Below are 11,835 nucleotides of genomic sequence, written 5' to 3' on the forward strand. Positions count from 1 at the left end.
CTAATATAGTTTTCTTTTTTCTTCCCTTGAAGGGTAATTAATTAACACTGCTTTATATACTCCTTTAAATACAAATAAACTACCAGCTGCAACACCTATAACATTATATCTATCAATTGCTTTTTTAATATCTTCAATTGTTCCAGCCCCTCCTAACATAGTCATTGGTATATTAACTACATCTCTTACTTTATCTATTAACTTAAAATCATATCCCTTCATTACTCCATCATTATCTATCGAATTAATAATAATTTCTCCAGCTCCTAGTTCTTGAGCTTTCTTGGCAAAGTCAAAAGGATTTATTCCAGTACTCTTTTTACCATTATGTATAAAAACCTCATATCCTCCAAACATCTTTTTTTTGACATCTAAGACTACAATAACACTTTGACTACCTACTCTTTGTGAGATATCAAAAATCAAATTTGGGTTATCTATCACAGCTGAACTTAAAGCTATTTTTTCTATTCCTAATCCAAATATTTTTTGAGCTTGTTCTACAGTTTTTACTCCTCCTCCATAACAAATAGGCATTCTCGATTGATTGGCTAACTTTTCTATTAACGTATAATCAGGTTCCTTTCCTAATACAGTTGCATCAATATCAAAAACTGCTAATTCATCAACTTCTTTTTCATTAAATATTTTTACTGCATTAATAGGATCTCCTACATATTTAGAATTTTTAAACTTAACTGTTTTAACTAATCCTTTATCATGTATTAATAAACTAGGTATAATTCTTGGTCTAAGCATATAATCTATAAATTAGCAAAATTATTTAATAGTATCTCTCCATAACTATGACTCTTTTCTGGATGAAATTGAATTCCGTAAACATTTTCATGTTGTATACTACTTGTAAATTTTATACCATATTCAGATGTTGCTATACTAGAACTAGCTTCTTTACAATTAAAATAATAAGTATGTAAAAAGTAAAAAATTGCATCTTTCTCTAGTCCAGCAAATAAAGGATGTCCTAATACTGGTTCTACATCATTCCATCCCATATGAGGTAATTTAGTATGATAATCTATTGTAGATTCATCGAACTTTTTGACATCGGCATTTACCCAACCTAAGCCTTCCATATCACCTTCATCACTTTTATTTGCCATCATTTGCATTCCAACACAAATTCCTATGACTGGTTTTTTTTCTTTTATTACAAGTTCATCTAAACGCTCCCTCATTCCAGAATTATTAAGTTGAGACATTGCATAATCGAAATGACCAACACCTGGTAATATTAACCTTTCCACATTTTCTAAATCATCTACTGTTCTTGCAATCTTGGTAGGTATGTCCAATCTCTTATAAACGTTTTGGAAAGCAAAGATATTTCCTACTCCATAATCTATTATTGTTATCATTTATTTATCTAAATAATCTTTTTTCTAATCCTAATTTCTGCATTACTTTGGCACCGAAATTAATAAACTTGATTTTAGTTTTATAATCTCTAAATGTTTTATTCTTTCCTTCGAATATTTCTTGTAATTCTTCTTTCGTAAGGTCTAATTTATCGGCTACATATTCAAACTCTTTTAATAAGAACTCTTCTGACAATTCTGGTTTAGAGACTCTTTCTAATGCTTCTTCTCTTGTCATCTGCCCTGTTAATACTAAACTTGAAAAATGAGCTTTTCTCTTATGATAACCAAACTTTCTAGGCAACCAATAATCTTCATAAAACCTAGTAAACCTAGACTCATGATGCTTATGTTGAAAACTTTCCCATCCGTATTTATCAAATAAAAATTGCTCTACATCCTTCTTGATATATGGAACTAAATTTAAAGGCTTAAATACTTTCATACCCAAAACATACCTGTAATAAATTTTATAATTTAGTATATCTACCAAAGGAAATGTTTTTAATGGCCTTTTTCCAAATTTTGAGTGAATATCTTTTACTAAAGTAGTGTCTATTCCTGGAAAACCTCCCCATTCTTCTGGTTCTCTACAACATTCTGTTGAAAAGTTACCTCCTGTTAGAACATATTTTATCTTATGTTTTTTAGCAAATTTATATAACGCAGAGAAAAAAGCATAATCTTGTGGTAGATCTTGATCAGCTATTTGAGATTTTAAGAAAGCAACTTGTAAATCTTTCATTTCCTCCCAGTTGATAACTTCTGTATACAAATCTAGGCCTAGTCCGTTAACTAACTTTTCTATATTTCCAACTGCCTTATCTGTATTCCAACCTGCATCAACATGAAATATAAGAGGTCTTAAACCCATTATTTCTTTTGCTACATAAGCAGCATAGGAACTATCTAGTCCTCCACTTAACCCTATAATACAATCAAAATCTCTATCTTTACCGTCTTTTTTTATTTTTTCTGCTTCTTTCATTAATTCAGCATACCCTCTTTCATCAGTATGCCAATTCGGTAATATATTTTCTATATAGTTTGTATAATAATCACTTTCTCCCCTTTCGTTAAAAATAATATTAGGATCCGATGTATCCATTATTGTTTTAGTACAGATCTGGTACTTTCCCATAATTGTTTTATTTTAATTTTAACTTTTATTTATTATCTATTAAACAATGCGAATAATATCACATAGTTTTAAGCTTTAACTTTATTATTTCCAAAAACTTTATTATAATCTTCTAAAAAAGATTCATCTGAATATCTAAGCACTAAAGTATTATTTTTTTCATACTCTGTAGCTAACGTCGAAATATAAGAAATTACTACATCTACTTCTAATAAATCCTTCTTTTCTAGTAAAATAAAATTATTATTAGTTAATAATTTATTATACGGATCGTAAGAATCTGCTGGGTGAGGTTTTACGTACAAGTTAATTTCTTTTTTTTCTAAATCTTTAATAATTTCTTTCTCTTTTTCGTAAAAAATCATGTTACAAATTAGTAACACGTTTTTAAATTCATTTTTTACAAGCTTCTCATTCGAATTAAACTTCAAACTATTTCTAAAATAGGCTACAGGTTTATTTTCAAATAATTTTTTTTCACATATTTCTTTTTGCTCTTCATCTATATAATATGCGTAATTTACAGAACCTATTTTTTTCAACTTTTTAAATGCATCACCCAATATTCCATGCTGTATAAGGTATGTTGTATGATTTATGTTACCTAATAAATAAGCCCACCTATCTATTAAAGCATCAAAATAATAAACATTCGTTCTATCACTTCTTGTTACAAAAAAATAACATAAAAAATACTCAAATGATGAATGCGCTCTAAAAAGAAAATCTCTTCTTCCATATTTTTTTTTCATCAAAAACACCATTTCTAAAGAAAACATAAATGACTTCAATATATCGAGAAACCTTATACCTTTGAAAATAGAGATTCTTTTAAAATCTGTATATTTTGTCTTCACAGTTGGAATTTCAACTATAACGAAATCATCTTTGGTTACATTAACGCTTTCCAACATCTTAAAAAAAACCATCTTATCACAATTCAACCCTAGCATCAGTTTTGAATTTTTAATATAATTTTTAGAAGTAAACATATACTTTAAACTATACTTGACTAACCTATAGAATAAAATTAATATCGAAATAGTTATTTCTATTTTTGAAATAATTAAAATAAAACTAGAAAACTTCTGAAAATATTTTGAAGGAATTTTCAAGTAACTCAATATTTTATTAACTTTCAGTTTCTTGTATGAAAAATCAACTTCTTCTGTTAGATAAGTTTTATTTAAATAGTATTCATTTAAATATCCATAAAGGTAACCATTAAACATTTCTTTCTTCATTAGATTTATTTTTTAAAAAAATATAGGACTTTAACAAACAATAAAAACAAAAAAGGGAAATACAACAGTGAATAACCACAATAAAATATTGAAACTACTGGTATAATCAACAACAAAACAATTCCATACAATGAAGTGATAGGTATTTTCCGTTTTCCTTTCAATTTAAACTTGATAACTAAATAAAAAACAAAACTTATTAACATTGTTATAAAATACCCAGTATTAAACACTAAATAACAAGTATAACCATTAAAAGCTCCTCCATCATAATTATATGCTTTGTCAATCATAGCTTGGGACTCTTTTGAATCCCATTTTTTTAAACCTACAAAGTTTAATATTTGATAAACATCACGAAATAATTGTTCTCCTCCTAAATTTTTCTCTTCTGAATATACTTCTAATTGATTAATTCCATTCGAATATCCTTGAGATGCATAATCTACTATGTTATATATAATAGGATTTTGTATTATTGAATTCTTAGGTATACGATCAGAATAATAATCCATTGCTGAAAACCTAACCACAGTAATTAGTAAAAATAATGAAACAATGATTACCGACACTCGTTTTAGTATTACTCCTATTTTTCTTTGCAAAAATAGTGGAAGTGTATTTTTTATTAGAAAAAAATAGATAAAGAAGATTAATACAAACGTAAAAATTTGTGCTCTTGAATAGAATGCAAAACCAGATAGCAAAGACGAACTTGCATAAAGTAATGCTATTTTACTTTTTTTATACTCACCCCTGCTTAAGTGCAGAAAAAAAATAGGTATGGCTACATATCCTAAATTTTGTGAAACAAATGCGTATCTAAATATATTTGCAAAATAAGGTATACTCTCATACAAATCCTTAAAAGCTTGTTGTGCTTTGAAAGCAGCAATGTCTGGTATGTAGATTAAGACAATTACCAATACAAAAACATTAAGTACTAAATTTAACCTTAGAACTCTGTACAGCATTTTCTTAAAAAAAAGAAAATAATTATTATCTTCTATCCAAACTACTGAAAAACTTGAGTAACTCCATGGAGCTATTATTAAAAATAAATTAAGGTTTACAAAAATAATATTCAACAAAGTTTTTGTAGAATCAAATTCAGTTGAATTACCTACAAATGGTTGTAAAAACAAGGATACAAATTGTAAAAAAATTAAAGAAAGATATGCTTTCTTATATTTTTTATACATTAAAAAAAATGACACAAATAAAGGTACACTTAAAATAACATCCATTTTCTATCTTTTCTTTAAAATTATTTTATTGAAAATTTGAAACTCTTTCATTTTCAAAAAAACAGGAATAGTTATATAAACCATAACTCCCACAATCAGACTTATTAGAACCTTCATAAACGCTCCAGTCATAAAAGATGAAACATATGTTAAAACAAAAAACAATATTGTATTTAAAATTATATTATTCAACATAAAATATACTTGTTTAAATACACTTACTTTCATAAGTAAATGAATTACAACCATTGATATTATAGAATCAATTACACTGTAAAGTATTATTCCATACATTACAAACTCTATATCATAATTAATAGTTAAAAATAAAATTAACATTCCTATTATTTTTTTCACTACACCTGTATAAAACAAAACATTAGGTTTGTTTATTATTTTTAAAAATGAGTTATTCATGTAAATGATAGGTATGAATAAATATGCTATCGAAATTAATTTCAAAATCTGCAAACTCCCTAACCATTTTTCGGAAAGTAATATGATTATAATAAACTTCCCCAAACTTATCAAAATTACTAATATTGGGAAAGCTATAAATGTAGAAATTCTCATCAAGATTTCGTAAGATTCTTTTATGTGATTTATATCTTCCTTTTTTTTGCATAACATTGGATAAAAAACACTCTCTATTGCATACATGAAATTAGTTGTAGTAAAAAACACAAGAGTTTGCATTCTATTATAATACCCTAGAACTTTTGACGAAAAAACCTTACCTATAACCAAAGTATAAACATTATCGTATAAAACCTGCACTATATTGTTAAATAATATTTTTGAAGAGTAAGGAATTATTTCCATTATTTCTGTTTTGGAAAACACTAGATTTGGTTTCCAATGATTTATTTTCCAAAATAGCAATAATTGAACTATATTAATCAGTAGAGTTTGACAAACTAATGCCCAAACACCATAATTATTATAAGCTAATATGATCCCTGTTATACTTCCTATAAATGAAGATAATAATACCACCATTGCAGGGGTTTTAAAATCTTGATTTATCATATACAAAACTCTATGAATGTATGTAAAAGAGTAAACAATAATATTTAACCCTACAACTTTCGTTAAAAGTTCTAGTCTTTCTATAGAATAAAATTCTGCAATAGTGCTTGAAAATAAAAACAACAGAGCATAAAGAAATATTGATATGAATATATTTAAAAAAAACACAGAAGAATAAAGGGTATTAGTATTGTTACCCTTGAAAATTAGTGCTTCAGCAAAACCAGAAGAAATAAGTAAATTGGCTATTTGAATGAATACTGTTATTAAAGCTACTTCTCCAAACTCTGCTGGGGTAACTAGCCTTGCTATAATAATAGTAGACACTATTTGAATCAAACTAGGCAGATATCTTCCTAAAATGCTCCATAACATCGATTTTATGGGAGTCTCTTTTTTTTTAGTCATAAAACACTTTTTAAAACAGCAACTGAAATCCTCTCTTTTTAAAGAGCTTTATGAGGCAAACTCATCTCTATTATTATTAATTTATTTGATAAAAACACCTTAAAAAAATATTAGCCAACTATTATAATAATCTTTTATTGAGAAGTTGTTCTTTAGTAATATCATTAGTATCCAACCTTTTTAATTGTAATCTATTACTTAATGAAGCATTTTCTATCCCTACTTTTGTTGTAAACGCTAACTTACACTTCTTCTTCTCTAAGAATATTTCTACATCTTCATTATGTGAACCATATGGATAAGCTGCTGTCCAATTAGATAAATCAACCCCTAAACTTTCTAAAAAATCTAAAGACAGATCAATTTCTTTTTCTAACTCATTTGGTTTTAATCTATTCCACCAATAATGATTATAACCATGACAACCAATATGCATCCCTTCACTTATCATTTCTTTAATCTGATCTTCATTCAAATATAATTGTTTAGCAAAATTGGGTTCACTAACCTTTAAATATTTTTTGAATAAAAAATCAACTATCTCCATTCTGATTTCCTCTTCTAACTCTACCTGCAATAATCTTTTAATAAAAATAACCTCAGCAGTATCATAACGACTTTCAATAGCTAATTTTTTATAATAATATTCAAAGTCATTAATATCATGTCTCTCTTTAATATCTATTAACAAATCCTTAATATCTGCTACTATTTTACTCTTATCAGGCACTGAAGCTAGAATGAAATGAATTTTATTAACATCTAAAACTTTATGCTCTTTTACCGTTTTAGCTGGTATATAAAAACTTCCTTGAATACCAAACTCTTTAAGAATAGGAAATACATTTGTATAATGATCTACGTAACCATCATCAAATGTAAGTAATACAGATTTTGGTGGCAGCTTATAATTATTATATACACTTTCAATTAACTCTTCAGTTGTTATGAAATTATAATTTTCTTTAAGATATTTAATCTGCTCCCTAAAATCTTTAAGCTCCAAGCCTTTAATATCAGGAAAAGAAGAATTCTTTATTTCCCTTACGTAATGATACATTACAACGCTTAATTCAGACATAGTATATTTATTAGTTAGGTCTATCCTGATCTCCATTAGCCTTAAAAAGCTTTAAAGATTTTATTTCATTTGCATTAGTAAAAAAATGCATTTGTACATTCTTTTGTAGAAAAGGTGAAAAATAATTTGGTATTATTAAATCTTCACTCGAACAATCAACTAACTGAAAACCAGCCTCTATCATTTTTTCTTTTTCTAAGCCAAAACAATAAAAATCTGCATACTCATAATTTTTCTCTTCTATCAAATCAGAAAAAAACCTTCCGTAATTAGGAAGACATTTTTCCTCTCCTAGAAAATCTACAATTCTTAACACTTTTGAATTATTACAAGTTTGCACTCTTGTCACTATAAGACTTACAATACTTTCATTTGAGTATGCCCCATAAATCTGATATTCATATATAGGATGTTCAAAATACCGTTTATAAAAATATTCTTTATTTTTATAAGGAATACACTCCCTATATTTTTCGAACTCAAAACTAGACAGTTCAACATCGTTTTTTACACGATTTACAACATAGTTTTCTTTTAAACTAACTAACTTATTAACTAATAACCTATCATCTAGGTTATTAATTTTTGCAATCTTGAAGTCTTTAATATTTTTATTAATTATTACAAACTGATCAAGTGAATTAGTATACATATTAAGATATTTATATATCCCAATCGTTTTTTGATTTATTCCTAAACTTAATACATTTCTTACTATCTTTTGGGTTTCCAAAAACTGTAATAGCTGGATACCTAAAATAGGGTTTTGGGTTGTACTAGATTTGGAAACCTTCCAAATAACTGTACAAACATCTGAAACTTCTCCCAAAGCACTAGGAATAAAACCTAAAACTCCGTCTATCTTATTTTCTAGATTTCTCGAAATAACAAAATTTATCCTATCCTTTTCTCTATGTTCGTATAAAAAAAAGTTTTGATCTCTTGATAAAATATGTCCTTCTTTCCATTCGGAATCGATAAATGACATTATATCTTTAATATCTTCTTGAGAAGCTAAAGCTATACTCATAACTAATTAAAAATTACTACCTCCTGTAACAGGTATATTAACACCATTTATATAAGTTGTCTCATCTGAAATTAACATCAACATTACTGAAATAAGATCTGATACTGTAGCATTTCTTTTTAGTGGATGAGATTCAGCTGTAAATTCAACTATTCTTTCATTAAGAAGAGACAAGAATTGTGTTTCAACCATAGAAGGAGATATACAATTTATTGCTATATTCTTACTTGCATATTCTGACGCCAGCGCCTTCATTAAACCTAATACTGCATATTTCACGCTAGTATATTGAGCTAAAGCTTTTGGAGGCACTCCTATTGTTACACTAGATAATATTGTAAGTACCTTTCCTCTTTTTTGGATTGCCATCTTTGGAAGAAATCTATTCAAAATTTGCGTAATTGACCCCAAACTAACGGTTAATTCTTTTTCAAAATCACTCCAATTGACGTTTCTAAAACGTATATTTTCAAATTTTGGAGAAGCTAAATGTATAATTTTATTTGGTATTCCTATATTATTCTCTATTTCATCCAACATGGAAACCACACTACTCGTTGAAGAAAAGTCTGCTTGTATAGTTATTATTTTATTTTTAGTTTCCTTTTGAGCCTCAAGTAACCTTTCTTCATTACTATTGTAATGTGCTACGATTACACATTCTTCAACTATATTTTTTATAAGTCCTACTCCAATATCTGAAGAAGCTCCTGTAATAAATATTATATTACTCATTTACTAATCCTATTTTAATTTTTGCTCTTGATACTTTCTGATTATTATCGTTTAAAATATAAGCTTTAACCTCTATTTGGCGAAACAAATCATTAATAGCTGTCACTTCTCCTACTACAGTTAATTTATCTCCTATAAAAACAGGTTTTGAAAACTGTACCTCTATAGAATGTAGTAAAGCAAACTTTCCTGGCAAATAAACACCAACTAATTTTGAATAGAAAGAAGATGTTAACATTCCATAAACAACTCTATCTTTCATTCCTTTAGTTTTAGCATAATCTTCATCTATATGCATAGGATTATTGTCACCTGATATCTCATAAAACTTTCGCATTCTTTCTTCATTTACTTCTACTTCAAACGAATGCTTCAATCCTATTTTAATATCTAGAAATGAATATGTTTTCATTTTCTTTTACTTTTACTTTTACTTTTTTATTACGCAATAAAAACAAAGTCTAAAACTTTATTTTTTTTTCATCATTAAATCAATCATCGCCCCAACATTTTTTAACTCAGCAAGTTCATCAAAATTGAATTTGATTCCAATTTCTTTTTCTATTGCTACTACCAAGTTTATATGGTTAAGAGAATCCCATTCATCTATATCTGATGAATTAGTAGAATCTTGTATCACAAGTGATTCATCATCAAAAATATCTTTAAATATCTCTTCTACCTTTGTAAATAATTCTTCTCTAGTCATTTTAGTTTATTTTTATGTCTTTTTTTATGTAATTATCTATTTCTAAATCCCAAATCATGGCTCCATCTATTCTTTCTTCTATAAACTCAAACCCAAAATCAGGATATAAATTCGACACCATTTTATTTTTAGGTGTACTTTTATAAGTCCCTCTTATTTTCTCTATACCTCTGTTTTTACATTCTTTAACTAACTCATCTAACATAGCAAACTCCATATCTCTCTTTAATACTCTACAGCTCATTAACCAAGTATCAACAACACAAACATCTTCTACTATTTCTCCTATTACAACAGAAATCAATCCATTATCACCAAACTTATCAGTAAGTTTACCGTATAAAGGTATAAATTTTTCACTTGCAGCTATCTCATTTACCTCAGTTAGCTTATAACGCTTAGTTGTTAAATTAAACTGATTAGTTTTATTTATTAATTGAGTTATTCTTTCTATATAAACACTAGAAAATGGTTTTATTTCTGATTTCATATCCAAAGAGCCTAAAAAATCTTGATAATTTTCAAAAGTAGATTCTAACTTAGCTCTCTGTTTATTATCTGAATAAAATCTATTTCTATTAATATCATCCGCAGAAAGGTTTACTGTTTCAAAATATCCATTTCTTTCTATGAAATCAATATAATTTAACACATCGTTTCCAACATTTGGCACAGAAACTACTGGTAGTTGAGATTCTACAATATTTCTCTCCATTGCATTATCATCTATAAAAACCAAACTATCTAAACCAATATTAATTTCTTTAGCTATTTTTTCTATGTTTAAATATTTAGGTTCCCAATTGGCTTTAAAAGAAGTAAAATCTTCAAACGATAAAACACTATCTGAATGTGTAAATGCCTCTTTTGCTATATCGTGATCATTCTTTGAAGAAACAGCTAATATTACTCCTCTTCCCTTTAACTCTTTTGCGTAATTTTGGAATTTCATGTAAGCTTCACCAGCTGCAGTCTCATTACCTAATTTAATACCGTTTAAACCATCATCTCCTATAACTCCTCCCCAACAAGTATTATCTAAATCTAGCACAAGGCACTTTTTAGACATTCCTAAAATTGACATGACAATACTAACAATATTATTGGCTAAAGTTGGTATTGCATCAAAACCAACTGCATATTTCGCTGTAAACCACAAATTTTTATCATGCCAATTATTTAAACCTACTAAAGTTGACAAATAATTTATATCATTAATATACAAAGACTTATTCTCTCTAGCTTCTTTTCCAAAACTAAGGTTTAACCTATTTAAAAAGTACGTTTTCCCATGAATATCATAACAATCTAAATTACCTAAACTTCTATTTATAGGCAAATCAAAGTTATTTTGAATGATAGGACAGTTATACTTTTTCAGCGAATCCCAAATACTCTTAAATTTAGAAACTTCATTCTCTAACATAGTTTCTACGTCTTCTTCACTAGCTCCTAAATCTGGAAATTTTATTATATTATGATGAGTTGTATGAATATAAATAACATCAGGTTTAAACGCTAATAATTCTTCATTTTCAAACACTGCATCCTCGTAATATTTATTATATTCTGATTCATAAAAAGACACTGAAAAACCATTTTTTAGTAAAAATAATTCAATGATATTTATTATCTCACTAGTTGTAGACCCTCCTAAAACGGCTACTTTTAATTCTTTTTTAATAGGCTCTTTTAACAATTCTTTACGTATTTTTCTACGCTTTCTAAGAATCATATTATTATCAAACGGGTAATTCAGTAATTCAATCATTTAGCTTTTAATTATTTTTTTAATCTTTATCTTTTTAAACTCAATCATTTCTAGAGCACTC

12 protein-coding genes are annotated in these 11,835 nt (G+C 27.2%); all 12 read right to left on the minus strand.

Annotated elements, in window-relative coordinates:
• The 12 genes from Q0958_RS17805 to Q0958_RS17860 all read right to left on the minus strand — a co-directional run bounded on the left by Q0958_RS17805 (position 1) and on the right by Q0958_RS17860 (position 11,774).
• Complete coding sequence (locus tag Q0958_RS17805; protein WP_299125645.1) at positions 1 to 759, minus strand: AglZ/HisF2 family acetamidino modification protein; 759 nt, start codon at positions 757 to 759, stop codon at positions 1 to 3.
• A 5-nt stretch (positions 760 to 764) separates the two neighbouring features.
• Entirely contained in the window at positions 765 to 1,379 is a 615-nt protein-coding gene (hisH, locus tag Q0958_RS17810) for an imidazole glycerol phosphate synthase subunit HisH (protein ID WP_299125647.1), read from the minus strand.
• Between the two features lie 4 nt (positions 1,380 to 1,383).
• Positions 1,384 to 2,520: an N-acetyl sugar amidotransferase gene (locus tag Q0958_RS17815; RefSeq protein WP_299125650.1), complete on the minus strand. Its 1,137-nt coding sequence runs from the start codon at positions 2,518 to 2,520 to the stop codon at positions 1,384 to 1,386.
• Between the two features lie 68 nt (positions 2,521 to 2,588).
• On the minus strand, positions 2,589 to 3,764 hold the full coding sequence (locus Q0958_RS17820) for a hypothetical protein (RefSeq protein WP_299125652.1): 1,176 nt from the start codon (positions 3,762 to 3,764) through the stop codon (positions 2,589 to 2,591).
• Positions 3,765 to 3,769: 5 nt separating this feature from the next.
• Positions 3,770 to 5,011 (minus strand): O-antigen polymerase, encoded by a 1,242-nt coding sequence (locus Q0958_RS17825; RefSeq protein ID WP_299125654.1) that lies wholly within the window; start codon positions 5,009 to 5,011, stop codon positions 3,770 to 3,772.
• Between the two features lie 3 nt (positions 5,012 to 5,014).
• Positions 5,015 to 6,448 (minus strand): lipopolysaccharide biosynthesis protein, encoded by a 1,434-nt coding sequence (locus tag Q0958_RS17830; RefSeq protein WP_299125656.1) that lies wholly within the window; start codon positions 6,446 to 6,448, stop codon positions 5,015 to 5,017.
• A 121-nt stretch (positions 6,449 to 6,569) separates the two neighbouring features.
• A complete protein-coding gene (locus Q0958_RS17835) occupies positions 6,570 to 7,565 on the minus strand; it encodes a polysaccharide deacetylase family protein (RefSeq protein ID WP_299125658.1) in 996 nt (331 codons plus the stop codon).
• Entirely contained in the window at positions 7,540 to 8,559 is a 1,020-nt protein-coding gene (locus Q0958_RS17840) for a hypothetical protein (protein WP_299125661.1), read from the minus strand. Before Q0958_RS17840 ends, Q0958_RS17835 begins: the two co-directional genes overlap by 26 nt.
• A 6-nt stretch (positions 8,560 to 8,565) precedes the next feature.
• Entirely contained in the window at positions 8,566 to 9,294 is a 729-nt protein-coding gene (locus Q0958_RS17845; RefSeq protein WP_299125665.1) for an SDR family oxidoreductase, read from the minus strand.
• A complete protein-coding gene (locus Q0958_RS17850) occupies positions 9,287 to 9,706 on the minus strand; it encodes a MaoC/PaaZ C-terminal domain-containing protein (protein ID WP_299125667.1) in 420 nt (139 codons plus the stop codon). Before Q0958_RS17850 ends, Q0958_RS17845 begins: the two co-directional genes overlap by 8 nt.
• Before the next feature lie 57 nt (positions 9,707 to 9,763).
• The gene (locus Q0958_RS17855) at positions 9,764 to 10,003 is read right to left on the minus strand and encodes an acyl carrier protein (RefSeq protein WP_299125669.1); all 240 of its coding nucleotides are present in this window, start codon (positions 10,001 to 10,003) and stop codon (positions 9,764 to 9,766) included.
• 1 nt (position 10,004) lies between these two features.
• Positions 10,005 to 11,774: an HAD family hydrolase gene (locus tag Q0958_RS17860; RefSeq protein ID WP_299125672.1), complete on the minus strand. Its 1,770-nt coding sequence runs from the start codon at positions 11,772 to 11,774 to the stop codon at positions 10,005 to 10,007.
• Positions 11,775 to 11,835 lie beyond the last annotated feature (61 nt).

The sequence above is a fragment of the uncultured Tenacibaculum sp. genome (assembly GCF_947499065.1).
Classification (GTDB): domain Bacteria; phylum Bacteroidota; class Bacteroidia; order Flavobacteriales; family Flavobacteriaceae; genus Polaribacter.